The sequence below is a fragment of the Streptomyces sp. NPDC058650 genome (assembly GCF_042717315.1).
In the GTDB taxonomy this organism is placed as follows: Bacteria; Actinomycetota; Actinomycetes; order Streptomycetales; family Streptomycetaceae; genus Streptomyces.
Window position 1 is genome coordinate 157,457 of the sequence record NZ_JBHXRL010000006.1, and the last position, 25,375, is coordinate 182,831.

The window sequence follows — 25,375 nt, forward strand, 5'->3', positions numbered from 1 at the left end:
CCGGCCTCGCGCGCTCGTTGGCGAAGCATGGCGAATCAGGTGACGGGACGGGCCGCGGGGCGGCTGGCGGACCGGGTGTGCGTGATCACGGGCGCGGCGAGCGGGATCGGCCGGGCGACGGCGGAGCGGTTCCTCTCCGAGGGGGCGCGGGTGGTGGCCGCGGACCTCGACGGGGAACGCCTCGCGACGCTGGAGGGGGTCGTCCCCGTGATCGGCGACGTCTCCCTGGCGGAGGACGCCCGGCGGATGATCGGCACGGCGGTGGAGCGCTACGGACGGCTCGACGTGCTCGTGGCCAACGCGGGCGTCATCCCGCTCCTGGACATCACGGAGGCCGAGCCGGGGGACTTCGACGCCGTCATGGCCGTCGACGGCCGGGGCATGTTCCTGACCTGCAAGTACGCGATCGAGGCGATGCTCGTCTCGGGAGGCGGGGCGATCGTGTGCACGTCGTCGATCTCGGGGGTCGCCGGGCAGGCACGGCAGGCGGTGTACGGCCCGGCGAAGTTCGTGGCGAGCGGGCTGACCAAGCACCTGGCGGTGGAGTGGGCGGAGCGCGGGATCCGGGTGAACGCGGTGGCCCCGGGCACGATCGAGACGGAGCGGGTCGCCGCCGCCCGCGTGGAGCCGGGCGGCCCGGAGTACCTCTCCGAGGCACTCCGCGCCCACCCGATGGCCCGCTTCGGCACCCCGGAGGAGGTGGCCGCCGCGATCCTCTTCCTGGCCTCGGACGACGCGTCCTTCGTCACGGGCGCGATCCTCCCGGTGGACGGCGGCTACCTGGCCCGCTGACCGGCGGCCCTGCCACGACGCCGTCGGCTCGGGAGAGCGTTCCTTCGGCGACACCGTGGGGGTAGAACGCTGTGAAACTCAGCAGAATCAAGGGACTGGGCCGGGCGGCCGTCGGCGTCCTCGCACTCGCCCTGGGCGGCTCGTTGCTGGGCGCCGCGCCCGTCACCGCCGCGTCGGCGGAATTCCGGTACCAGGTCACGCGGAACGCCGATACGTACCTCGACGTGCCGGGTACGGAGATCGCGTTCGACGCGCTCGCCGGCGAGCGGTCGGTCCTGTGGTCCCGGTACTTCTCGACGGGCCCGGTCTCGGCGGTCGGGGCCGGTGACAACATCGGCAACACCTTCGCCATCCGCTGCCGCAACGCGGACGACACGGCCCTGCCGACCGGGACGGAGGCCGGGGCCTTCTGGGCGGCGAACCTGGTGCCGCCGGGCGAGACCTCGCTGACCGCCGGGCTCCGCTGGATGTTCATCGCGCCCGCGGACGGCAGCTACACCTGCCGCCTGTCGATCCTCTCGTACTCCTCGATCATCACCGGCGGCCGCACCGTCACGATGCGCGTCCCGGCCGGAGCCGAACTGGCCAGGGCCACCTACTCCTCGATGTCCCGCTGGACACTGCTCACCGGCAGCGGCACCACGGTCGCCCGCGGCACCACCGTCTCCACCCTCGGCTCCACCAACACACCGACGGGCGAGGACATCGTCGTCTACCAGGACGCGGAGCTGACGACCTGCACAGCCGGCTCCCCCATCTGCTCGGGCGGCACCGCCGACCACACCTCCACCCGCGCCGAGACCTGGGTCGAGGCCCAGCCCCGGAACGCGGACGGCGCACTGTGCGGCGGCCCGATCAAGGGCCCGGTCTCGGTCTGGAACATCACCAACGCCAAGCACCACCAGACGGCGGCGAACACCCTGCGCCTGACGAAGTCCCAACTCGGCGGCTGCACCCAGATCCGGATGACGCTGAAAGTGCGGAACGTCGAGGGCAACCCGCTGAAGATCCACGACGGCTACTCCACAGGCCAGATCGCCGCCACTCACGGCGCGGCCTACAGCTACTGACCCGGCGGGCGTGTCCGCCCGCCGGGCCGGTGCCGGTCATTCCTGCTGCGGAGCGTTGCGGGCTGTGGACGTTGAGTCGTTGACCAGCCTCTGCTCGCGGCGCGCCGCGGTCGTCACGGCTTCATCTTTTCGGCCTCCCGGATTTCGTGGAGGTGGATGAGAATGTCGAAGGACTTGGCGATCGTGACGTCGCGGGGCTTCTCGGGGAACTGCGTGCCGATGTTGAGCGTGGGCCGGGCGACGTTCAGCCAGGCGCGCGCGGCGGCCGGGGCCTTGCGGACGTCGAGGTAGAAGTCCCGGTGACGGACCTGGTCGAGAGTGTGCTCGTTCCTGCCGGGCTCGGCGGCGCCCACGGTGAACTTCTTCCACTCGCCGCCGAGGGCGGCGTCCTTCGACAGGAACGAGCCCTGGTTGAAGGTGAAGCCGATGGGCAGGTAGTTCTTGCCTATGGTGTCGCGCAGGAACGACCCCTGCGTCTTGGAGTACAGCTCGGGGTTGTCGGAGACGTAGCCGACGTGGTTGTTCTGCGCCGACACCAGGATCTTGTCGCCGGTGTGCTTCTGCCACCACGTGACGTTCTGGGCCATGACCTCGTCGCGGAAGCGCTGAAGGCTGTTCAGGGACTCCGGGTCGGCGGGGTTCAAGGTGAGGAACTTGGCGGTCTGGGCGATCGAGCGGGCGTTCTGCTCGGTCCAGTCGAACGCGTCTCCGCCGGAGCCCTTATGGCTGCTGACCAGTTCCAGGGCCTGCTGCGCCTTGGCGGCGAGCTGCTGCCGCTCCGCGAGCGGCTTGGCCAGGTAGGCGAAGACGTCGTCGATGGGCCGCAGGCCGGTGTAGAGCTCGTTGAGCCGCGGCAGCGCCTCGGGGTGGTTCTTCTTCACATAGCCGGTCACTCGTTCGAAGAACGCGTCATTCAACGAGGGGGCGCCGATGTCGTCGCCCATGAAGTGCACGGGACGGTCGGGGTGGTTGCGGTTGTAGTCGCGCATCCACTCGATGAGACTCACGAATTCTTCGCGTTCCCAAGGAGAGTTGGCCAGCGTCTGTTCGGCGATCTCGCGGGCGTCGCCCTTGCCGGTCTGGAGGTAGTCGTCGATCTGGAGGCCCGCGGACCAGCTCAGCTCCAGGGCGAAGGTGGTGAAGCCCTTCTTTTCCACCAGGTGGCGGAAGACCCGCTCCTTCATGGTGAAGAACTCGTGGGAGCCGTGGGTGGCCTCGCCGAGACCGACCACCTTGGCGTCGCCGATCATCGTGGACAGGGCTCGCAGGTCGGCCGTGTTTCCGCCGGGCTCGGTCGCACGCAGCGGGTGGGCCGCCCGCTCCAGCACGTGTACCGGGTTCTGCTTCCCCCTGGTCGTGTCGACCTCGTCGACGGTGGCCGCCTGGACCGCCACCGGAGCGAGGACCGCCCCCGCCACGATCGCCGCCGTTGCCAGCAGCCGACGGCGGGTGATGCGCTTCATGTGCCTGGCCATGTGTTCTTGCCCTTCGATCAACTTGCGTGTGGATTCCGGATGGCGCACGAGACCCGCCACTGCGCGTGGCCGTCCGAGCGCTCGATCGGGTGGAGGTCGACAGGCGGTTCGGGTGGTGAACGCCCTCCCCGGACGCGATCGGCACACAGGCTCGCCGTGCTCGCCCGCGCCTTCCTTGCGGTGACGGCCGTGCGGGAGCGCGAAGGCGACGGTGCGGCGGTCAGTTTGTGCCGATGCGGTCGTACGGGACCGGCGTGGAACCCGGCTCGCCGGGCGGCTGCCGCCCGGGCTCGTACGGCAAGGGCTGCGTCGCGGCGCGGCGCGGCCGGACGGGCCACCACAGGGAGCGGCCGAGCAGCGCGGCGAGCGCCGGGACCAGCGCGACGGACAGAACGGACGCCGACAGCAGGATGCCGAGGGCGGTCGCGAAGCCGATCTGCTGGGTGGACGGGGCGGGGTTCACCGCGAGGCTGCCGAAGGAACCGGCCAGCACCAGTCCGGCGGTGGCGATGGCCGGTGCCGTGTGCCGTACGGCGCGGGCCACTGCCGAGCGGGCCGGGCCCGGGCGCTCCATCTCCTCCCTGATGCGGTCGCTCATCAGGATGTTGTAGTCCGTGCCCAGGGCGACCACGAACAGGAAGAGCACCAGCGGCAGCGTGAAGTTGACGCCCGCTTCGCCGCGTACGTGCTGGAACACCAGGGTGGAGGCGCCGAGCGTAGCGGCGAAGCCGAGCCCGACGGAGAGCATGAGCACCACCGGTGCCAGCACGCTGCGAAGCAGGACGAGCAGAATCAGCGCGATGAGCGCGGCGGCCATGGGGAAGACCAGCTCCAGGTCCTCGGAGACGGCGGTGGAGATGTCCGCGAAGATCGCCGCCGTGCCGCCGACGTGTGCCTCGGCGCCCATGGGTGTGTGCCGTTCGACGGTCGCCCGCACCGGACCGGACACCAGGTCGCGTGCCTTCTGGCTCTGTGTGTCGGCGGTCAGGTAGAGGCCGATCCGGGCGGCGTCGCCCGCCTTGTCGTAGACGACCGGCGTCACCTGGCCCACGCCCTGCGTGCGGCCGAGCGCCTTGACCAGGACGTCGACGCCGTGCCGGTCGAGGGCGCCGCCGTCGCCGCTGGTGACGTAGACCTCGGTAGGGTCGGACACCCCCGCGGGCAGGGAGCGGGAGATCTCTGCGGCGGTGGCCGCTGCCGGTGTACCGCTGCTGCCGCTGCCGGTGCTGTAGTCCATCTTCATGCCGGCCATCCCGGCGGCCAGTGCACCCAGCAGGACGACGGCGCCGACCGTGACGGCGAGCGGTCGCCGGGCGACGGCGTCGCCGAAGCGTCCGGCCGAACCCTCACGCGGTGCGCGCTTCAGGGCGCGGGAGGGCCAGAACATCCTGCGGCCGGTGACCGCCAGCAGGGCGGGCATGAAGGTCAGGCTGGCCAGCAGCATCACCATGACCGAGATCGCGACGGCCGGGCCGAGCACCCGGAACTGCCCGAAGCTGGCGACACCGAGGGTGGCGAAGGCGGCGACGATGGTGAGCGCCGCCGAGGTGATCGCGGAGCCCACCCGCCCCGTCACCTCACCCGCGATCTCGCGGGCGTCGCGCTCGGGCTGCGCGCGCAGCCGCTCACGGAAGCGGAACAGCAGGAACAGGAAGTAGTCGATCCCGATGCCGAGCAGCACCACGCTGATCAGCTGCGGTGTGCTCGGGTCCAGCCTGATCCCGGTGAGCAGCGCCGCGCCGACCACCACTCCCACAGCGGCCCCGCCGACGATGCTGACCGCCAGCAGCGGCAGCAGCGCCGCCAAGGCACTGCGGAACACCAGCACGTTCAGCAGCACGATCAGACCGATGGTGAGTGCCCCGGCCACTGTGCTCGTGGTCTTCTCCGCCTCGTGGCTGTCGACGAGGTCGGCCAGACCGCCGGCGAATCCGGTGCGCAGTCCGTCCTGCTCGTATCTGTCGGAAGCGGTACTCCGGAATTCCTTGAACACGTTCTGCAGACCGGGGTCGGTCGAATTACCGGAAAGGCCTACGGAAAAGAGAACGAAAGCGCGGTGGGGTGCGACCGTGCCGGGCGTCACCTTCGGCGTCTGGGAATAGTCCGTCGCCAGGAAGTCGGGGGCGTCCTCGGACTTCGGCATGGTCACCCGCTGCCTGCCGAGCGCCGCTGCCGCTGCCTCCGCGCGCTGCTGGTCGGCCGCGCCGAGCGGCTTTCCGTCGGCCCGTTTCACCAGCATGGTCACCGCATTGGCGTCCGGCTTGATCCCGAACTTGTCCTCGGCGACCTTCAGCGCCGCTGCCGAGTCGTACTTCTCGGGCAGGAAGTCACCGAGCTGGCTCTCGGTGACCCGGTACATCAGTGCCTGACCCACTATGGCCAGTCCTATTCCCAGCAGTACCCAGAGGGTGATGACCTTCCATGGATTTCTCGTGGAGAATCCGGCCAGGGTGCGAATCACAGGGGCTTCCGTTCGAAAACTATCTCGGACAGTTCCCTTACAGCACATCACCGAAATGCGCGGAGATCGTACGAGCGTGGGACGAGAAGCCGTACAGGGCCCTGGGACCGGCCGTCCGCCGGACCGGGACCGTGGTCCTGGTCCGGTCTCGGCCCTGGGGCGGAGCCAGGGGCTGCGGCGCGCGGGGACAATGGCGGAAGACCCCGGTGCCGGGCGGACCGTCCGGCACCACAGAGGAGAACAGCGAAGAGAGGACCACCATGGTGACGCGTCGCAGCACCGTGCCGACGCGTCAGGCGCTGCGCGGGCGCCTCTTCCCGCCGGACGCCGACACGTTGCCGTGGACCCGCAACGACTCCCTGGTGGCCGTCGGCGCGGCCGTCGTGGACCTCGTCGGATATACCGCTTTTTCGCAGGTCAAGGGTTCACCCGTGTCAGGTGTCGGTGTCCTGCTGGTGACCGTCTCCGCGCTGCCGCTGCTCATGAGGCGCCGTTTCCCGCTCACCGTCATGACCGTCTGCCTGGTGCTCGTCGCGCTGCTGAACCTGACGACGCCCATAGACCACCACTTCGGCGCCGCCCTGGCGGTCGCCCTCTACTCGGCCGCCCGGACCGGCCGTCTGTGGGCGACGGCCGCCTTGACGATCGGAGCGATCGGCGTCACCCTGCTCACCCCGGACCTCGCCGCCCCGCGCGGGTTCCTGAACGTGACCAGCGCCTGCCTCGCCGCCTGCCTCATCGCCGCCACCGCCCTCGCGGTCAACCGGTGGCACCAGGAGACGGAGGCCAACCGTCGGCTCCTCGCCGACCGGGCGGTAGCCGAGGAACGCCGCCGCATCGCCAGGGAGCTGCATGACATCGTCGCCCACCGCATCACGATCATGCAGCTGATGGCGGGCGGCGCCCGCGCCAACCTCGACCACGACCCTGGTGTCGTCCGCGATGCCCTGGTCACCTTGGAGGAGTCGGGGCGGCTGGCCCTGCGCGAGATGCGGCAGCTCCTCGACGTCTTGCGGACCGACGAGGACACGGCGACCGACCGGCACGGCGCCCCGGAGGCGCCGCAACCTGGCCTGGCCGACCTCGACCGCCTGATCAAGGAAGCTCGGCAGGCCGGACAGCCCACCGAGCTGACCGTGGATGGTGAGCCCGGACGACTGCCGCCGGTGGTCGGTCTCACTCTCTACCGGGTCGTCCAGGAGGCACTGACCAATGCCCGCAAGCATGCGGGGCCCAACGTCCCGGTGGAGGTCCGCCTCACCTGGCTGCCCGAGCGCGTCCGTGTGTCCGTCACCGACCAAGGCGCGATGGACGCGGCAGCTTCGGCCCCCGACATCAGGCAGGGCGCTGGATACGGTCTGGTCGGCATGCGTGAACGGGTCGCCCTGCACGGCGGCGCGCTGGCGGCCGGTCCGGCGCCCGAGGCCGGCTTCCGGGTCGTGGCCAGCCTGCCGCTGGATGCTCCGACGGGCGAGGATGAGGAGGACTGACCGGTGAGCGGGACAGACGCCGAAAACGAGGCCGCGGGCGAGCGGATGATCCGGGTACTGATCGCGGACGACCAGCCGCTTGTGCGGCGTGGGCTGGCCCTGATCCTCGGCCCCTCTCCGGCCATCACCGTGGTTGCCGAGGCCGAGAACGGTGAGCAGGCTCTTGTGCTCGCCCGCGAGCACCGTCCCGACGTCGTGGTGATGGACATCCGGATGCCCGTCCTCGACGGGGTGGCCGCCACCGAGCGACTGGCTCGTGACCTTCCCGAGTGCCGGGTGCTCGCCCTCAGCACCTTCGACATGGACGAGTACGTGGTCGCCGCCCTGCGCGCCGGCGCATACGGATTCCTGCCCAAGGACAGCTCGCCCGAGGACCTCGTGGCCGCGATCCGCACCGTCCGTGCGGGCGAGGCCGCCGTCGCTCCCCGTCTGCTGACCCGGCTGATCTCCGCCTATGTCAGGAACGAGCAGGTTGCGCCCCCGAACCTCCGGCGGCCCGTCGGAGAAGGCACCCCGGGTCTCACCCCGCGCGAGGTGGAGGTCTGGCGCCTGGTGGCTACCGGCCTGGACAACCACCAGATCGCGAGCACCATGGAGATCAGTGTCTCCACCGTCAAGAACTACATCACCAGCGTCTTCGACAAACTCGGCGTCCGTGACCGGGCGCAGGCTGTGATTGCGGCCTACGAGTCGGGCCTGGTGGCAGCCCGACGGGCCGCGGCCCCGGACTGAACCGAGCCCTCCGGGCCAGGACGACCCGCCGTGTTCTCCGTCGCCCCGCCTCAGGCCAGAGTCGACGGAGCTGGGTGACACAGCTGGAGTGCCCCAAGAAACACCCCGCTGGGGCCTGCCCCGAGAGGGGCAGGCCCGCGCGGAGGCGGCGCACCGGCCACCGGGTGGCGGCTCAGGCCTCCTGGGTCGCGCGCCGGCGGCGTATCGCCGTCGTGCCGATCAGGGCGAGGGCCAGGACCGCGCCCGCACCCGCCGCCGTGGAGGCCACGGTGACGGCGGGCTCCTCCTGCGGCACCGGCGCGCTCGCCTGCGGCGCGTACCCGCCCGCCGCGCCCTTCTTCGCGTACGCCGAGCCGGGGAGCTTGTCCCCGTAGTCGCGGGCGACCCGCTCCCGGTACGCGGCCAGACTCGTCCCGTTCTTCCCGACCGCCCGCACCGCGTCCTCGTCCAGCGGCAGCACCTTCGCCCCCTTCTGGACGTACCAGGCGTCGATCTGCGGCTCCCGGAAGACGACGCCGCCGGGCAGCACGCGCCCGCCCTGCTCCGCGTACCGGATCTCGTCGTCGCCGGTGGCGATGTTCACGACCTGCCAGCCGCCCGGCTGCTTCACCGTCCACAGCGAGGCCTTCTGGCCGTCCGAGGCGACGGCCAGGCTGGCCCGGAACTCGACGCGGGCGACCGGCGCCCCCGCCTTCCCTGCGACGAAGTCCGGGGAGAGGATCCGTACCGGCACGGATCCGCCCTCGACGCGCGGCGCGGCCGCCGAGCGGGCGAGCGCCCCGTCCCGGGCGAAGAACCGGGACAGGGTGTCCAGCGTCTGCGGCGCGGAGGCGGCCTGTTCGGGGGTCGGCGCGGCCGGCAGGCTCTCCGCGGCGGCGGCCGGGAGCGCCCCGAGGGCGACGAGGGCGGCGGTGGTCAGGAGACCGGCGCCGATGGCACGTCCGTTCATCGTCGTCACGCCCCGATCCGGTAGAGCGAGTGGGTCCAGGAGAAGGAGTTGTTGTTGACGTACCAGGCGTGCGAGGCCCAGTTGTAGCGGTCGCTGGAGGGCCAGGGGTCGCCCCAGTAGACCCAGCTGTTGGCGTCGTCGTAGCCGTAGATCACGTGCATGTGACCGCCGCCGCTCGACCACTGGATGCGGGTCTCGATCGGCCGGTTCGCGTTGATCTCGGTCTGCACGGTCGGGTAGCGCAGCCAGCCGGTCACGTACGAGCCGGGGTTGACGCCCGCCCAGCTGAGTCCGGTCTGGACGTTGCCGAGGGTGGCCTGGTTGTTGGGGCAGTCGTAGCCCTGCTGGCGGTTGAAGGCGGCGTTGCAGAACTGGTTCTGGCTGTAGTTGCGGCCGAACCAGGTGGCGATGGTGTTGCCGGCCGCGGCCCAGCACCAGTTGGTCTTCTGCTGTGCCTGCATGGTGATGTTCAGCTGCTTGGAGGCGAGGGCGGAGACGTCCTCACCGGTCGGCGCGGCGGACGCCGAGGTGGTGGGGACGAGGAAGAGGGCGGCTGCGGCGAGTGCCGCGAGGGACAGTTTCCTGCTGCGCATCGCGTTCCTCCCGTGGAGGGGGGTGGGGATGTGGGGAGTGGAGGAGCGCGTCCGGACGCTGGTCAGGAGCATCGGCCGTTGTCGGGAGCGGGTCAACACGCTTCAATGCGGGGTGACATCGGACTGTGAACGGTGTGACCCGGGTGTGAACGGACGCCCTCGGCCCACCTGCCCGCCCACCGCTCGCGGCGCGACGGTCCGCTCCCCCGTCGTGAATGTTCACTCAGGAGCCCTCGTGAGCCACACCGAGGCCGATCTGGTGCAGCTGCTGCACACCGGCCCCTTCCATCTGGCGCTGCGCACCGCGCTCGCCGTGCGCGGGCTGCCGCTCCAGCGGGTCCAGCACCATCTGGCGCACCGGGGCATCAGGGTCGGCGTGACGAGCCTGAGCTACTGGCAGCAGGGGGCCCGGCGGCCGCAGCGGCCGGAGTCCCTGAAGGCCGTGCGCGCGCTGGAGGAGGTACTCCAGCTGCCCGGGAACTCGCTCCTCCGGCTCCTCTCGGAGAACGCGGCCGGCCGGACCGAGGTGGAGCGCCCGGCGGGCCGCTCGTACCGCTCACTGGTGGAGGCGTCCGGCTCGGTCGAGGAGCTGCTCGCGGAGCTGGAGTCCCCCACGGACGGCGGACTGCACACGGTGGGGCACCACGAGCGGGTACGGATCGGGGCGGCGCGGGAGCTGGTGGGGCGCGAGTCGCAGCACGTCGTGCGGGCGCACCGGGACGGGGTCGACCGCTATCTGGCCATCCACCACGGGGATCCGGGGTGCGATCCGTCCCGGGTGGTGGTGCGGGCCGTGGAGAACTGCCGCACCGGGCGGGTGCGGTGGCATGCCGGGACGGGCGTGGTGGTCGCGGAGCTGCTCTTCGACGCGCGGCTGCGGGCCGGGGACACGCACCTGTTCTCGTACGGGTTCGAGGACGGCACGGCGGGTCCGAGCGGGGAGTACGTGCGGGGGTTCAGCTTCGCCGGCGGGCAGTACGTGCTTCAGGTGCACTTCGACGAGGCGGCGCTTCCGGTGCGGTGCCGGAGGTTCGCCCAGACCTCGGCGGGCGCGCCGCGCGGGGGCCGTGCGGAGCTGACGCTGAGCGGCCGGCACCGCACGGTGCACGTCGTGGAGCAGGGGGTGCGCCCGGGGATCCTGGGGATCGACTGGGACTGGTCGTGAGGGGCGGGAGCCCGAGGCTCAGGCCTCGGGTCCGGCGACCAGTTCGCCGTTCTCGACGCGGACCGGGACCTCGGGGAGCGGCACCGTGGCCGGGCCCTTGAGCGCCTTGCCGGTCGTCACGTCGAAGCGGCTGCCGTGGCACGGGCAGTTGCCCTCGTTGTCCTCGATCTTGTCGAGGACGCAGCCGGCGTGGGTGCACTGGGCGCTGAACGCCTTGTACTGGCCCTTGGCCGGGCAGCTCACCAGGACCCGCTGCTCGCGGTAGAGCTTGGCGCCGCCGACCGGGATCTCGTCCGGGGCCCCGAGGGCGACGGGGGCGGTCGGGGTCGGGACCTCGGCGTGGCCGAGCTTCGACTCGGTGGAGCAGGCGGCGACTCCCAGCCCGGCGGCGCCGGCGAGGGCGGCACTCTTCAGTACGGTGCGGCGGCTGGACTGGCCGGACATGAGCGCTCCACGGTGGGATCGGGGCAAGGCGTGACCGAACCGACGATACCGGCGGGGTTCCGCGGGCCGTCGCCCGGGCCTGCCTGTCGTAGGCGGGGCCCCGGGTGGGGCCCCGCCTCCGCGTCAGGCCTTGCGGGCTCGGGTCGTCGCCTTCTTGGCGGCGGCCTTGGTGGCGGTGACCTTCGTGGCGGCGGCCTTGGTCGCCGTCGCCTTGGTGGCCGTCGCCTTGGTCGCCGTCTTCTTCGCCGGGGCGGCGGACTTCTTGGCGGGGGCCTTCTTGGCCGCCGCCTTCTTCGCCCCGCGCGCCGCCGGGACGGTCCCGCCCGCGTCGCTGATCCGGTCCGCGCCGAGGATCTCGCGGAGGAACTTGCCGGTGTGGCTGGTCGAGACCGAGGCGACCTCCTCGGGCGTGCCCTCGGCGACGACCAGACCGCCGCCGTTGCCGCCCTCGGGACCCATGTCGATGAGCCAGTCCGCGGTCTTGATGACGTCGAGGTTGTGCTCGATGACGATCACCGAGTTCCCCTTGTCGACCAGGCCGGAGAGGACCGTGATCAGCTTCGAGATGTCCTCGAAGTGCAGACCCGTCGTCGGCTCGTCCAGGACGTAGACCGTGCGGCCCGTCGAGCGCTTCTGGAGCTCGGAGGCGAGCTTCACGCGCTGCGCCTCGCCACCCGAGAGCGTCGGCGCCGACTGCCCGAGCCGGACGTACCCGAGGCCGACCTCGTTGAGCGTGCGCAGGTGGCGGGCGATCGTCGGGACGGCCTCGAAGAAGCCGAGGGCCTCCTCGATCGGCATGTTCAGGACTTCGGCGATGGACTTGCCCTTGTAGTGGACCTCCAGGGTCTCCCGGTTGTACCGGTCGCCGTGGCAGACCTCGCACGGGACGTAGACGTCCGGCAGGAAGTTCATCTCGATCTTGATCGTGCCGTCGCCGGAGCAGTTCTCGCAGCGGCCGCCCTTGACGTTGAAGGAGAACCGGCCGGGCAGGTAGCCGCGGACCTTGGCCTCCATCGTCTCGGCGAAGAGCTTGCGGACGTGGTCGAAGACGCCGGTGTAGGTCGCCGGGTTCGACCGCGGGGTGCGGCCGATCGGGGACTGGTCGACGTGCACGACCTTGTCGACGAGGTCGTCGCCGTCCACGCGCGTATGACGCCCGGGCACCGACTTGGCGCCGTTCAGCTCGCGCGCCAGGTGGGTGTAGAGGATGTCGTTGACCAGGGTCGACTTGCCGGAGCCGGAGACGCCCGTGACGGCCGTGAGGACACCCAGCGGGAAGGACACGTCGATGTCCTGCAGGTTGTTCTCACGGGCGCCGTGCACGGTGAGCCGTCGGCCCGGGTCCACGGGGCGGCGGATGTCCGGGGTGGGGATCGCCCTGCGGCCGGACAGGTACTGCCCGGTCATCGACTCCTCGTTGGCGAGGAGCTCCTTCAGGGGACCGGAGTGGACGACTTTGCCGCCGTGCTCGCCGGCACCGGGGCCGATGTCGACGACCCAGTCCGCGACCTTGATGGTGTCCTCGTCGTGCTCGACGACGATGAGCGTGTTCCCCATGTCCCGGAGCCGGACCAGGGTCTCGATGAGCCGGTGGTTGTCGCGCTGGTGCAGGCCGATGGACGGCTCGTCGAGCACGTACAGCACGCCGACGAGGCCTGAGCCGATCTGGGTGGCGAGCCGGATGCGCTGGGCCTCGCCGCCGGAGAGCGTGCCGGCCGCCCGGTTGAGGGAGAGGTAGTCGAGGCCGACGTCGACGAGGAAGCGCAGCCGCTCGTTGACCTCCTTGAGGACCCGCTCGGCGATCTTCTTGTCGCGGTCGTTGAGCGTCAGCCGGGAGAGGAACTCGGCGCAGTCGCTGATGGACATCGCGGAGACCTCGGCGATGGACCGGTCCATGACCGTGACCGCGAGGACGATCGGCTTGAGGCGGGTGCCCTCACAGGTGGGGCAGGGCACCTCGCGCATGTAGCCCTCGAAGCGCTCTCGGCTGGAGTCGCTCTCGGCCTCGCTGTGCCGCCGCTTGACGAAGGAGACGGCGCCCTCGAAGGCCGGGGTGGTGTACGCCCGCTCCCGCCCGTACCGGTTGCGGTAGCGGACCTCGACCTGGGTCTTGTGGCCGTGCATCAGGGCCTTCTTGGCGCGCTGCGGCAGCCCCGCGTACGGGAGGTCCGTGCGGAAGCCGAGGGCCTGGGCGAGACCGCCGATGAGCCGGCCGAAGTACTCCTTGGTGTGACCGTGCGACCAGGGGTGGATGGCCCCCTCGTCGAGCGACTTGTCCTCGTCCGGGACGATCAGCTCGGGGTCGACCTCCATGCGCGTGCCGATGCCGGTGCAGTCGGGGCAGGCGCCGAAGGGCGAGTTGAAGGAGAAAGAGCGAGGCTCCAGCTCCTCGAACGACAGGTCGTCGTACGGGCAGTAGAGGTGCTCCGAGTACATCCGCTCGCGCTCGGGGTCGTCCTCGGGGAGGTCGACGAAGTCGAGCACGACCATGCCGCCGGAGAGTCCGAGCGCGGTCTCGACCGAGTCGGTGAGCCGGCGCTTGGCGCTGTCCTTCACGGTGAGGCGGTCGATGACCACCTCGATCGTGTGCTTCTCCTGCTTCTTCAGCGTCGGCGGCTCGCTCAGCTGAATGGTCGCTCCGTCGACCCGGGCGCGGCTGTAGCCCTTGGTCTGGAGGTCGGCGAAGAGGTCGACGAACTCGCCCTTCCGCTCGCGCACGAGCGGCGAGAGGACCTGGAAGCGGCTGCCCTCGGGGAGCTCCAGGACCTTGTCGACGATGGCTTGCGGCGACTGGCGGGAGATCGGCCGGCGGCACTCGGGACAGTGGGGCTTGCCGATGCGGGCGAAGAGCAGGCGGAGGTAGTCGTAGACCTCCGTGATGGTGCCGACCGTCGAGCGCGGGTTGCGCGAGGTCGACTTCTGGTCGATGGAGACGGCGGGCGACAGACCTTCGATGAAGTCGACGTCCGGCTTGTCCATCTGGCCGAGGAACTGCCGGGCGTAGGAGGAGAGCGACTCGACGTACCGGCGCTGCCCCTCGGCGAAGATCGTGTCGAACGCGAGGGAGGACTTGCCCGATCCCGAGAGCCCGGTGAAGACGATGAGGGAGTCACGCGGGAGGTCGAGCGAGACATTCTTGAGATTGTGCTCGCGAGCGCCACGAACGATGAGACGGTCGGTCACGCCGGTCCGCACCTTTCTTGAGAGAGCGGATGTGCCTGACACACCCAACAACCAAGGATGCCGGATGCTTCCGTCGAGCCTATAGCACGCACATTCGATTTCCGGCCTCACGGAGACCGCTTCACCCGATCGAGTGGCGGCGCTAGGGTCGGCGCCATGATCGACCACGAACGTGATCTCGCCTCCGTCAAAGCAGCGACCGACCGGCTCCTGGACGCCGCCGCCTCCTGGGACAACGCGGCGACGGCCGAGCCGTCACGGCTTCCCGGCTGGACGCGTGGCCATGTCCTGGCCCACATCGCCCGGAACGCCGACGCTCTGGTGAACGTCCTCCAGGGCCGTCCCATGTACGCGGACGCCGCGACCCGCGACGCCGACATCGAGCGCGACGCGGGCCGCCCCCTCGCCGTCCAGCTCGCCGACGTGCGCGAGACCGGCGCCGGATTCCAGGCCGCGGGCGCCGAGCCCGCCGACTGGAGCCGCACCGTCGAGCTCCGCAACGGCGTCACGGACAGCGCCTCCCGGATCCCCTTCCGCCGCTGGGTGGAGGTGGCCCTGCACCACGTCGACCTGGGCGTCGGCTACGAGCTGGAGGACCTGCCCGAGGAGTTCGTCCAGCGGGAGATCGACTTCCTCGCGGAGCGCTTCACGGGCAACGCGACCGTGCCGCCGACCCGGATCGTGGCGACGGCGGGCACCGGCACCTGGACCACCGGTTCCACCGAGGGCGCCGAGGTCACCGTGACCGGCCCTGCCCCCGAGCTCCTCGGCTGGCTCGCCGGCCGCCGCGACGGCTCCGCCCTCAAGACCGAGGGCGGCCCGCTCCCGGCGCTCCCGGCGCTGTAGCCACCGCTGTCGGTGGGCGGAGCTAGGCTGAGCCCATGACGTACAGCGGAAGTGTGAAGGTCGGCGGACCTGCGGACGTGCACGAGCTGACGGACCTGATGATCTCGAAGGTCGCGGTCGGCCCGATGGACAACAACGCGTACCTGCTGCGCTGCCGGGCGACCGGCGAGCAGCTGCTGATCGACGCGGCCAACGACGCCGACACGCTGCTCACGCTGATCGGTGACGACGGCATCAGGGCCGTCGTCACCACCCACCGGCACGGCGACCACTGGCAGGCCCTCGCGGAGGTCGTCGCCGCGACCGGCGCCCGGACCTACGCGGGGGCGTACGACACGGAGGGCATCCCGGTCGCCACCGACGTGCCGGTCGAGGACGGCGACACGGTCCGGGTGGGCCGGGTCGAGCTGACCGCCCGCCGGCTGGTCGGGCACACCCCCGGCTCGATCGCCCTCGTCTACGACGACCCGCACGGCCACCCGCACGTCTTCACCGGCGACTGCCTCTTCCCCGGCGGGGTGGGCAACACCTGGAAGGACCCGGAGGCTTTCGCGAGCCTGATCCACGACGTGGAGACCAAGCTCTTCGCTGCCCTGCCGGACGAGTCCTGGGTCTACCCGGGCCATGGCAAGGACACCACGCTCGGTGACGAGCGCCCGCACCTCGCGGAGTGGCGCGAGCGCGGCTGGTGAACCGCCGTCACACCGTCAGCGCGCGGCTCACCGGCCGCGCGCTTCCGTACGCCCCCGTAACCCGGACGGCCGCGGGGTAGTTGGCGCCACATGCGCCCCAGTCACTCTCCGTCGCCGACCGCTCCCCCGGCTCCGCCCGCTCCTCCTTCGATGGTCCGGCTCGCCACCGCCTCGCTCGTCGGCACCGCCATCGAGTTCTTCGACTTCTTCGTCTACGGGACCGCCGCCGCCCTCGTCCTCGGGCCGCTGTTCTTCCCGACCTTCTCCCCGCTCGCCGGGACGCTGGCCGCCTTCGGCACCTTCGCCATCGGCTTCGTCGCCCGCCCGCTGGGCTCGGTCCTCTTCGGGCACGTCGGCGACCGGTACGGCCGTCGGCCGGTCCTCTTCGCCTCGCTGCTCCTGACCGGTTGCGCGACCGTCGCGGTCGGCTGTGTCCCCACGTACGAGACGCTCGGCATCGCCGCGCCGCTGCTCCTGCTGACCCTCCGGTTCCTCCAGGGCCTGGGTCTCGGCGGCGAGTGGGGCGGGGCCGTCCTGCTGACCGCCGAGCACGCCCCGGCGAACCGGCGCGCGCTGTGGGCGAGCTTCCCGCAGATCGGTCCGGCGGTCGGCTTCCTCCTCGCGAACGGGGTGATGCTGGCGCTCACGGCGGGCCTGAGCGACGCGGACTTCCGCTCCTGGGGCTGGCGGGTGCCGTTCTGGGCGGCGGGGGTCCTCGCGGCGGCCGGGCTGCTGCTGCGGTCCTCGCTCGCGGAGACCCCGCAGTTCGAGGAGCTGTCCGCGTCGGGGCAGCGGGCGAGCGCACCGCTGGCCGAGATCGCGCGCGATCACTGGCGGCTCGTGCTGCTGACGGCCGGGGCGCTCGCCGTCGGGTACGCGGTGTTCTACACGGTCTCCACCTGGGCCCTGGCCTACGGCACGGAGCGGCTCGGGGTGAGCAGCACGGTCATGCTGACGTGCGTGATGGCCGCGGTGGCGGTCAAGGGCGCGGCCACGCCCTTCGTGGCCCTCCTCGCCGACCGCTGGGGCCGCCGCCCGCTGTGTCTCGCGGGGTGTGCGGCCTCCGCGCTCTGGATGTTCCCGATGGTGGCCCTGCTGCACACCGCGGAGCCGATCCTGATGTTCCTCGGTTTCCTGGGCTCGCTGCTGGCCTTCATCACGATGTTCGCGGTGATCGCCGCGTACCTCCCGGAGCTCTACGAGCCCCGCGTCCGCTGCACCGGCGCGGCCGTCGGCTACAACCTCGCGGGCGTCCTCGGCGGCGCCCTCACGCCCATCGTCGCCACCACCCTCTCGGACGGCGGCTCGGGCCCGCCCTGGGGCGTCGCGGCCTATCTGACCGTGGTGGCCCTCATCAGCCTGGGCTGCTTCGCGCTCCTCCCGGAGACCCTTCCGGACCGGTCAGAGGCGGCGGAGGCGGCGCCCGCCTGACGACGCGGGCAGGAACGGCGACGGCCGGCCGGGGGCGGGTGCCCCTGGCCGGCCGTCGCCGTGCGTGACGCGTCAGGCGCCGATGCTGTCCTTCTCGACGCCGTCCGCGTCCTCGACACCCTTGGTGTCGGTGACGCTCTCGGCAGCCTCTCGCTCCGCCTGCTTCTTGGAGGCGATCAGGCTGGTGATCGTGGTGATGACCAGGACGCCGCCGATGACCGCCAGCGAGAACCCGATGGAGATCTCCGGGACGTGCACCCCGGACTCGTGCAGGGCGTGCAGGACGAGCTTCACGCCGATGAAGCCGAGGATCACCGACAGGCCGTAGCTGAGGTGGACCAGCTTCTTGAGCAGGCCGCCGATCAGGAAGTACAGCTGCCGCAGGCCCATGAGGGCGAAGGCGTTGGCGGTGAAGACGATGTACGGGTCCTGGGTCAGGCCGAAGATCGCCGGGATGGAGTCGAGGGCGAAGAGGATGTCCGTGGTGCCGATGGCGATCATGACGACCATCAGCGGGGTCAGGACGCGCTTGCCGTTGACGCGGATGAAGAGCTTGGTGCCGTGGTACTTGTCGGCGACGCCGAACTTCTTCTCGACGGACTTGAGGAGACGGTTCTCCTCCCAGTCGTCCTCTTCCTCGTCGGCACGCGCCTCCTGGATGAGCTTCCAGGCGGTGTAGATCAGGAACGCGCCGAAGATGTAGAAGACCCACGAGAAGTTCGCGATGACCGCGGCGCCCGCGACGATGAAGATCGTGCGGAGGACCAGGGCGATCACCACACCCACGAGCAGCACGCGCTGCTGGAGGTGGGAGGGGACCGAGAACTTCGCCATGATCAGGATGAAGACGAAGAGGTTGTCGACACTGAGCGACTTCTCGGTGACGTAGCCGGCGAAGAACTCCCCGGACGCCTGGCTGTTGCCGAACACGAGCAGGCCGACTCCGAAGAGCACGGCGAGCACGACCCAGACGATCGTCCAGATTCCGGCTTCCTTGACCGAGACGTCATGGGGCTTCCGCCCGATGAAGAAGTCGGCTCCGATGAGGGCGACCAGACCGAGAATGGTCAGTACCCACAGGGTCATTGAAACGTCCACTGCGCCTCCGGCGTCGTACGGCTACTTGATCAGCGTCGTCGCTGCCGGAGGTCTCTTCCACCCGAGCGGCTGACACCGCGGTCGGGCCGACGCCCCGGGATCGGATCGATGAGGATCCGTCCGTATTGACGGGTACGCCGCGCATGGGGAGTACTCCCCTCCGCGCCATGAACAGTACCCGAAAACCCAAGAGAAGGTAAAGCGCAGGGTAAAGAGGCGCCAAGAGGCCAGGTCAGGGCCGCCGTGCCGGGCGGGCGTCCGCGACCTGCGCGAGGACCTGCCGGAGGATCCGGCTGCCCGGCGGGAGGAGCGGGGGCTCGTACGACCACGCGTGACCGACCCACGGATCGGCGAGGTGGTCGTCGGGGACGGGGGTGAGCCGCAGCAGTGAGCGCCAGAGGGGGTCGAGCACGGGTCCGTACGCGGCGGCGTCCGCCCGGTCGGCCACCATCAGCAGATGGACGCCGACCCCGGGGCCCTCGTCGGCCAGGTACCGGAGCCGGGTGACCGCCCGGTCGTCGAAGCCGTGGGGGAAGTCGTGCACGATCAGGAGCTGCCGGGCCCCGTCCAGACCGGGCGGCAGCGCGTCGACGGCGCCGTTCCGCAGGGCCATCTGAAGAAGGTCGACCCGCTCGGTGAGCTGCTCCAGCACCGCGGAGACGCCGGCCGCGCCCCGGGCGGGCGGGGCGGCGAGCACACCGGTGTCCACGAGCGGCGCGAGCGCGGCGGCGCCTGCACCGGCCGCGTCGACGACGTGGACCGCGAACCCGCCGGCCGGGTGGACGGCGAGCAGCCGGGCCGCGTGCGCGACCGCGCTGTCGAGGGCGAGCCGTCTCAGCTCGGTCTCGTCGAGGAGGCCGGCCGCCTCCGAGCGGCCGCGCCCGCTGTCCACCCAGAGCCCGCGCTCCAGCGGGAGCCGGACGAGCATGGGGATCCGCAGCTCGGTGCGCTCGGGGAGGTGGAGGTCGCCCAGGCGCACGGCCATCGGCTCCTCCGCCGGCGGGCGGTAGCCGTGCCAGACCGGGTTGTCCCAGCGGGCGTAGGCGGGCGGCAGGGCCGGTTCGACGACCTCGGACTCGACGGCGAGCTGGGCGAGGTCCCGGTCCAGGGCCCCCTGGGCCCGCTCCACGAGCTCGTCGTGGCGGGCGCGGGCGGCCGACCGGGCGGCATCGTTCGCACCCCCGGCGCGGGCCCGGTAGTCGGAGAGCACCTCGTCGAGCTCCCGGTCGAGCCGGGACTCGGCGAAGTCGCAGGCGCTGCGGTAGGCGGCGGCGGTGCGGGCCAGGTCCTCGAACATCCCCCACACCTGGTTGTACAGGCGCTCGTCCATGGACCAGCCGGCCGCGTCCCCGGCGACGGGGACGGACGGACCCTGCGGTGTCTGCGGGGCCGGGGCCGGTGCGGGCTCCGGGGCGGTGGTCCGGCGCCGGGGGTGCGCGTAGCTGATCGGGCCGCCGGCGGTCGAGGCGGTCTGGTGCACGGCCGGGGCGGGCTCGGGGGCAGGGGTCGGCGCCGGGTTCGAGGCCGGGGCGGTCTCAGGGGCAGGGGTCGGTGCCGGGTTCGAGGCCGGGGCGGGGGCGGGCGGCGGTGTGTGGCGGGCCCGCTCCGATTCCAGGATCGACGCGGCCAGGTCGGCGGCGCGCTCCAGGCCCTGGTCGCCGAGGAGGGCGGCGAGTCCGCCCTCGTACCCCTGGCCCATGGCGCGGACCTTCCAGGCGCCCTGGCGGCGGTACAGCTCCAGGGCGACGACGGCGGACTCGCTGTCGAGCCCCGTGATCGTGTAGCTGGCGATCTCGGTGCCGTCGGGTCCCGTGACGGCGACGAAGGGGGCGGCGGCCCTCCCGAAGGAGGTCGGTCCGCCGACGCCTATGGGCAGCGCCAGGAGGACGGAGACGCGGTGGACGGCGTCCGGGACCGCGGCCAGATCGACGGCGAGTCGCTGGTCGGCCGCGGCCTCCCGGGGGACGTCCACACCGGGGAGCGAGGGGGCGACGGGGTGGGCGATCCACTCCACGCCCGGGACCCTGCCCCGCTCGTCGCCGAGGGCGGCTCCGGCGACGACCGGGTGACCGGCCGACACCCTGATCTCCAGTCGGGTGTCGGGCAGGGGGTGGTTCTGCCCCCGGACCAGCTCGGCCGTCATCGGCTCTGTCCCCTCAGCGGTTCCCGGTACGAATGATGGTGCGGTGGTGTGAAGCGGTGGTGCGGGACAGCTCCCGGCGGCCTGCTGCCTCCGGGAGCTGTGGGTGCTTCCTGCGCGGTCCTGCCTACAGGTGCGGCAGGATCGCGGGCATCAGGTCCTGGAACGTACGGCCGTTGGCCGGGTTGCCCAGGGCGGTCATCTGCCAGCCGGAGCCGGCCCGGTGCACCTTCGCCATGATCTGCGCGGTGTAGTTGCCGCCGCCGTCGAGGGTGTAGCGCGCGAGCTCCTGGCCGTTCGTCTCGTCGACGATCCGGCAGAAGGCGTTCTGCACCTCCTGGAACGTCTGACCGGTGAAGGAGTTCACCGTGAAGACGATCGCGTCGATGTGGACCGGGACCCGCTGGAGGTCGACGAGGATCGCCTCGTCGTCCCCGCCCTGGCCCGCGCCGCCGACGAGGTTGTCCCCGGTGTGCTTGACCGAGCCGTCGTCGCTGACCAGGTGACGGAAGAAGACCACGTCGACCGGCTGCTTGTCCGCGAAGAGGACGGCCGAGGCGTCCAGGTCGATCTCCTGCGTGCGCTTGCCGAAGAGACCGCGGCGCGGTGCCGCCTGCCAGCCGAGCCCCATCCGCACCTGGCTGAGGCTGCCTCCACCCTGCTTCTCCAGGCTGATGGCCTGACCCTTGGTCATGTTGACCGTCACGCGCTTGCCCCTCTCGTTGCGTTCCCCGCGCCCGCTGTCCGGTGCGTGCGGTTGTCCAGCACCCTACGCAGAGGTACTGACACCGCAGAGCCGCGGTCCGGATTTGTGTCGGTCTTGCAACACACCGGACCGTCACCGGTCAGGCGAGACCCGCCTCCTTCATCTGGCGCAACTCCTTCTTCAGCTCTCCCACTTCGTCGCGGAGCCGGGCCGCCACCTCGAACTGCAGCTCGGCGGCGGCGGCGCGCATCCGGTCGGTCATCTCCTCGATGATCGCGGCCAGTTCGGTGGCGGGCCGGTCACCGAGCTCGACAGTGGATCCGGACTTGCCGCCCTTGCCCCGGCTCTTGGGGCCGTGCGCGGCGAGCGAGGGGACGGCCGCCTTGACCTTCCCCTCCTTCCCCTGGCGGTAGCCGCTGCCGAGGAGCTCCTCGGTGTCGACCTCCTCGCGGGCGATGGTCGCCACGATGTCGTTGATCTTCTTGCGCAGCGGCTGCGGGTCGATGCCGTGGGCCGTGTTGTACGCGACCTGCTTCTCGCGGCGCCGGTTGGTCTCGTCGATGGCCTGCTCCATCGCCGGGGTGATCCGGTCCGCGTACATGTGGACCTGGCCCGAGACGTTTCGCGCGGCACGGCCGATGGTCTGGATGAGGGAGGTCCCGGAGCGCAGGAAGCCCTGCTTGTCGGCGTCGAGGATGGCGACGAGGGAGACCTCGGGAAGGTCGAGTCCCTCCCGGAGGAGGTTGATGCCGACGAGGACGTCGTACTCGCCGGCGCGCAGCTCGCGCAGCAGCTCGATGCGGCGCAGGGTGTCGACGTCGCTGTGGAGGTAGCGCACCTGGATGCCGAGCTCCAGGAAGTAGTCGGTGAGGTCCTCGGCCATCTTCTTGGTGAGGGTGGTGACGAGGACCCGCTCGTCCTTCTCGGTGCGCAGCCGGATCTCGTGGACGAGGTCGTCGATCTGGCCCTCGGTCGGCTTGACGACGACCTCGGGGTCGATGAGTCCGGTGGGACGGATGATCTGCTCGACGAAGCCGTCGCCCCGGGAGAGTTCGTACGTGCCCGGGGTCGCCGAGAGGTAGACGGTCTGGCCGATCCGCTTCTGGAACTCCTCCCACTTCAGCGGGCGGTTGTCGAGGGCGGACGGGAGCCGGAAGCCGTGGTCGACGAGGGTCCGCTTGCGGGAGGCGTCGCCCTCGTACATGGCGCCGATCTGCGGCACGGTGACGTGCGACTCGTCGATGACGAGCAGGAAGTCCTCGGGGAAGTAGTCGATGAGGGTGTTCGGCGCGGAGCCGGGGTCGCGGCCGTCGAAGTGCATCGAGTAGTTCTCGATGCCGGAGCAGGAGCCGATCTGCCGCATCATCTCGATGTCGTACGTGGTGCGCATGCGCAGGCGCTGGGACTCCAGGTGCTTGCCCTGCTTGTCGAGCTCCGCGAGGCGGACCTCCAGCTCGCGCTCGATGTCGTTGACCGCGCGCTCCATGCGCTCGGGGCCCGCGACGTAGTGGCTGGCGGGGAAGACGTACAGCTCGCGGTCCTCGCTGATGATCTCGCCGGTGAGCGGGTGGAGGGTGGAGAGCGCCTCGATCTCGTCGCCGAACATCTCGATGCGGACGGCCAGCTCCTCGTACACCGGGAAGATCTCGATGGTGTCGCCGCGGACCCGGAAGGTGCCGCGGGTGAACGCCAGGTCGTTGCGGGTGTACTGGATGTCGACGAAGCGGCGGAGCAGCTGGTCGCGGTCCATCTCCTCGCCGACCTTGAGCGGGACCATCCGGTCCACGTACTCCTGGGGCGTGCCGAGGCCGTAGATGCAGGAGACGGAGGCGACCACGATGACGTCCCTGCGGGTGAGCAGGGAGTTCGTCGCGGAGTGGCGGAGCCGCTCCACCTCCTCGTTGATGGAGGAGTCCTTCTCGATGTACGTGTCCGACTGGGGGACGTACGCCTCGGGCTGGTAGTAGTCGTAGTACGAGACGAAGTACTCGACCGCGTTGTTCGGCAGGAGTTCGCGGAACTCGTTCGCCAGCTGGGCGGCCAGGGTCTTGTTCGGCGCCATCACCAGGGTGGGGCGCTGGAGCTTCTCGATCATCCAGGCGGTGGTGGCCGACTTGCCGGTGCCGGTGGCGCCGAGGAGTACGACGTCCTTCTCGCCCGCGCGGATGCGCCGCTCGAGGTCGGCGATGGCCGTCGGCTGGTCGCCGCTGGGCTGGTAGGAGCTGACGACCTCGAAGGGCGCCACCGAACGTTCGATCTTGGAAACGGGCCGCATGGAACCACCGTACGACCCGGCACTGACACTCGGGCGGTGATCGGCGCACCGCCCTCCCCGAAGGCGTCCCGAAGGCGTCCCCCGTCACCAGTCCTGGGAGCGGTGGCCGCCGCGGGGGACGCTTCTGCGGGCGGCGCGGCCGGCGGGGCGGGCCGTCCAGTTGGCGGGCTCGCCGTAGGACGGCACGTGGCGCGGGGCGGGCACGCCGGGGCGGTGCACGCTCTGCGCGGCGGGCCGCTGCCAGTCCGGGTCGCCCATCACGAGCAGCGGGTCGAACATGACGACCACGGCGGCGAGGATGAGGAAGACCGCCGGGCCGATCAGCATCGGCAGGAGGAGCGAGGTCGCGGTGTCGCCGGTGCCGGCGGGGACGTGGCCGCCCTGGAGGTGGACGCTGACGGCCGCCATGGCGGTGTAGTGCATACCACTGACGGCTCCGCCCATCACCAGGCTCGCACCGAGGCTGGCCAGAAACCCGTGTACGGATACGGCCGCCCAGAGGGCCGCGGTGGCGGCCACGACGGCGATGACGACGGACAGGGCGACGGTGACCGTGTCGTACTCGACGCGGCCGTGGAGGCGCATGCCGGCCATGCCGAGGTAGTGCATCGTGGCGACGCCGAGGCCGGTGATCGTGCCCCCGGTGACGAGCGTGAGGGCGGTCGCGCCGCGGTACCCGACGATGAAGATCCCGATGCCGACCATGAGGACGGCGACGCCCAGGCTGGCGAAGGTGAGGGGGCGGTCGTAGGTGATGGGCGCCTGCCGGACCGAGAAGCCCATCATGGCGATGAAGTGCATCGTCCAGATGCCGGTGCCTATGGAGGTGGCGCCGAGGGCGAGCCATCCGGCCTTGAAGGTGTCGCGGTGGCGGAGCGACCTGGTGGTGCACCTCAGACCGAGGGCGCCGCCGAGGCAGGCCATGATGAAAGCGGCCACCGGAGTGACGAGCCCGTAGCTGAATCCGTCGACCGTGCCCTGCATGAGCGTATGTCCTCCACCCCTGGTGCCACGTCGTCCGAAAACAGTCGGTACCGCTGGGTAGTACTACCGGGGCGAGATTATGGCGCGCCGGGGGCCTCACGACCACGTGACCGGGGAATTTCTGCTCGTGAGACCGGAGCGAGACCGGTCCGTGATCTGGACGGCGGTTCGGCGCCCTCTTCGTGACCGTCGCGGGGCTGTTCCGGTCGGGCTGTCAGTGGCGGGTCGTACCGTGGGCGCCATGGACATCGAAGCGGAGCCGACGGGCGGCGAGCCGGCCGTCGCGGTGGAGTGGACGGTCATGGAGAGCGACATCGGCCCGCTCTTCCTCGCCGCGACCGGGCGGGGTCTGGTGCGGGTCGAGTTCCACGCCGACGCGGCGCGGCGGGTGCAGATGCTCGACCGCTTGGGCGGGCGGTTCGGGGCGGAGCCGGTGGAGAGCGCCTCGGGGCTGCTCGCCGAGGCGATACGCCGGCTCGACGCGTACTTCGCGGGCGACCCGCGCGCCTTCGACCTGCCCCTGGACTGGAGCCTGACGTCGGGCTTCAATCGGCAGGTGCTGCGCGAGCTGGCGACCGGCGTCCCGTACGGCACGGTCGTGGGGTACGGGGAGCTGGCGCGGCGCGTGGGGCAGCCGGGCGCGGCCCAGGCGGTCGGAGCGGCGATGGGCGCCAATCCGCTGCCGGTGGTGGTGCCGTGCCACCGTGTGGTGGAGAGCGACGGCGGGCTCGGGGGGTTCGGGGGCGGACTGGAGACCAAGCGGCAGCTGCTGGCCCTGGAGGGTGTGCTGCCGGCGCCGCTGTTCTGAGGGGGGCGTTCCCATCGGATGGGACGGCTGGCACACTCACG

General features: G+C 71.1%; 20 protein-coding genes. 9 read left to right on the plus strand and 11 right to left on the minus strand.

Annotated features, from left to right (window positions below; translation table 11 throughout):
• Nucleotides 1-27 precede the first annotated feature (27 nt).
• Both ACFWWU_RS12975 and ACFWWU_RS12980 read left to right on the plus strand, forming a co-directional pair.
• Nucleotides 28-792, plus strand: coding sequence for an SDR family NAD(P)-dependent oxidoreductase (locus ACFWWU_RS12975; protein WP_384143304.1), 765 nt, complete (start codon nt 28-30; stop codon nt 790-792).
• 71 nt (nt 793-863) lie between these two features.
• Nucleotides 864-1,862, plus strand: a complete 999-nt coding sequence (locus tag ACFWWU_RS12980) for a hypothetical protein (protein ID WP_384143307.1) — start codon at nt 864-866, stop codon at nt 1,860-1,862.
• A gap of 113 nt (nt 1,863-1,975) precedes the next feature.
• Here the strand turns inward: ACFWWU_RS12980 and ACFWWU_RS12985 are convergent, their stop codons facing one another.
• Nucleotides 1,976-3,337 (minus strand): erythromycin esterase family protein, encoded by a 1,362-nt coding sequence (locus ACFWWU_RS12985; protein ID WP_384143310.1) that lies wholly within the window; start codon nt 3,335-3,337, stop codon nt 1,976-1,978.
• Between the two features lie 220 nt (nt 3,338-3,557).
• Nucleotides 3,558-5,798: an MMPL family transporter gene (locus tag ACFWWU_RS12990; RefSeq protein ID WP_384143313.1), complete on the minus strand. Its 2,241-nt coding sequence runs from the start codon at nt 5,796-5,798 to the stop codon at nt 3,558-3,560.
• A 260-nt stretch (nt 5,799-6,058) separates the two neighbouring features.
• On the opposite strand from ACFWWU_RS12990, the gene ACFWWU_RS12995 reads away from it, so the two are divergent.
• Together ACFWWU_RS12995 and ACFWWU_RS13000 are read left to right on the plus strand one after the other, a co-directional pair.
• Nucleotides 6,059-7,288, plus strand: a complete 1,230-nt coding sequence (locus ACFWWU_RS12995) for a sensor histidine kinase (RefSeq protein WP_384143316.1) — start codon at nt 6,059-6,061, stop codon at nt 7,286-7,288.
• 45 nt (nt 7,289-7,333) lie between these two features.
• On the plus strand, nt 7,334-8,020 hold the full coding sequence (locus tag ACFWWU_RS13000) for a response regulator (protein WP_384143929.1): 687 nt from the start codon (nt 7,334-7,336) through the stop codon (nt 8,018-8,020).
• Between the two features lie 172 nt (nt 8,021-8,192).
• On the opposite strand, the gene ACFWWU_RS13005 is transcribed toward ACFWWU_RS13000, so the two are convergent.
• Both ACFWWU_RS13005 and ACFWWU_RS13010 read right to left on the minus strand, forming a co-directional pair.
• Entirely contained in the window at nt 8,193-8,969 is a 777-nt protein-coding gene (locus tag ACFWWU_RS13005; protein WP_384143932.1) for a hypothetical protein, read from the minus strand.
• A gap of 5 nt (nt 8,970-8,974) precedes the next feature.
• Nucleotides 8,975-9,562 (minus strand): papain-like cysteine protease family protein, encoded by a 588-nt coding sequence (locus ACFWWU_RS13010; protein WP_384143319.1) that lies wholly within the window; start codon nt 9,560-9,562, stop codon nt 8,975-8,977.
• Between the two features lie 235 nt (nt 9,563-9,797).
• Between ACFWWU_RS13010 and ACFWWU_RS13015 the strand changes: the two genes are divergently transcribed.
• A complete protein-coding gene (locus ACFWWU_RS13015; RefSeq protein WP_384143322.1) occupies nt 9,798-10,727 on the plus strand; it encodes a hypothetical protein in 930 nt (309 codons plus the stop codon).
• Between the two features lie 18 nt (nt 10,728-10,745).
• On the opposite strand, the gene ACFWWU_RS13020 is transcribed toward ACFWWU_RS13015, so the two are convergent.
• Nucleotides 10,746-11,171, minus strand: a complete 426-nt coding sequence (locus tag ACFWWU_RS13020) for a Rieske (2Fe-2S) protein (RefSeq protein WP_384143325.1) — start codon at nt 11,169-11,171, stop codon at nt 10,746-10,748.
• 123 nt (nt 11,172-11,294) lie between these two features.
• Complete coding sequence (gene uvrA / locus ACFWWU_RS13025) at nt 11,295-14,354, minus strand: excinuclease ABC subunit UvrA (protein WP_384143328.1); 3,060 nt, start codon at nt 14,352-14,354, stop codon at nt 11,295-11,297.
• A gap of 156 nt (nt 14,355-14,510) precedes the next feature.
• Between uvrA and ACFWWU_RS13030 the strand changes: the two genes are divergently transcribed.
• The 3 genes from ACFWWU_RS13030 to ACFWWU_RS13040 all read left to right on the plus strand — a co-directional run bounded on the left by ACFWWU_RS13030 (nt 14,511) and on the right by ACFWWU_RS13040 (nt 17,323).
• Complete coding sequence (locus ACFWWU_RS13030) at nt 14,511-15,200, plus strand: maleylpyruvate isomerase family mycothiol-dependent enzyme (RefSeq protein ID WP_384143331.1); 690 nt, start codon at nt 14,511-14,513, stop codon at nt 15,198-15,200.
• Nucleotides 15,201-15,235: 35 nt separating this feature from the next.
• On the plus strand, nt 15,236-15,892 hold the full coding sequence (locus ACFWWU_RS13035) for an MBL fold metallo-hydrolase (RefSeq protein ID WP_384143334.1): 657 nt from the start codon (nt 15,236-15,238) through the stop codon (nt 15,890-15,892).
• Nucleotides 15,893-16,042: 150 nt separating this feature from the next.
• Nucleotides 16,043-17,323 (plus strand): MFS transporter, encoded by a 1,281-nt coding sequence (locus ACFWWU_RS13040; RefSeq protein WP_384143337.1) that lies wholly within the window; start codon nt 16,043-16,045, stop codon nt 17,321-17,323.
• Between the two features lie 72 nt (nt 17,324-17,395).
• Here the strand turns inward: ACFWWU_RS13040 and ACFWWU_RS13045 are convergent, their stop codons facing one another.
• The 5 genes from ACFWWU_RS13045 to ACFWWU_RS13065 form a co-directional block, all read right to left on the minus strand.
• A complete protein-coding gene (locus ACFWWU_RS13045; RefSeq protein WP_384143340.1) occupies nt 17,396-18,421 on the minus strand; it encodes a TerC family protein in 1,026 nt (341 codons plus the stop codon).
• Nucleotides 18,422-18,653: 232 nt separating this feature from the next.
• Nucleotides 18,654-20,564, minus strand: coding sequence for a TerD family protein (locus tag ACFWWU_RS13050; protein ID WP_384143343.1), 1,911 nt, complete (start codon nt 20,562-20,564; stop codon nt 18,654-18,656).
• Nucleotides 20,565-20,688: 124 nt separating this feature from the next.
• Nucleotides 20,689-21,267: a TerD family protein gene (locus ACFWWU_RS13055; protein ID WP_384143349.1), complete on the minus strand. Its 579-nt coding sequence runs from the start codon at nt 21,265-21,267 to the stop codon at nt 20,689-20,691.
• Between the two features lie 139 nt (nt 21,268-21,406).
• Nucleotides 21,407-23,542, minus strand: coding sequence for an excinuclease ABC subunit UvrB (uvrB, locus tag ACFWWU_RS13060; RefSeq protein WP_384143352.1), 2,136 nt, complete (start codon nt 23,540-23,542; stop codon nt 21,407-21,409).
• Between the two features lie 84 nt (nt 23,543-23,626).
• Nucleotides 23,627-24,526, minus strand: a complete 900-nt coding sequence (locus ACFWWU_RS13065) for an MHYT domain-containing protein (protein ID WP_384143355.1) — start codon at nt 24,524-24,526, stop codon at nt 23,627-23,629.
• Nucleotides 24,527-24,767: 241 nt separating this feature from the next.
• Here ACFWWU_RS13065 and ACFWWU_RS13070 point away from each other — a divergent pair, with 241 nt between their 5' ends.
• The gene (locus ACFWWU_RS13070) at nt 24,768-25,334 is read left to right on the plus strand and encodes a methylated-DNA--[protein]-cysteine S-methyltransferase (protein ID WP_384143358.1); all 567 of its coding nucleotides are present in this window, start codon (nt 24,768-24,770) and stop codon (nt 25,332-25,334) included.
• Nucleotides 25,335-25,375: the final 41 nt, after the last annotated feature.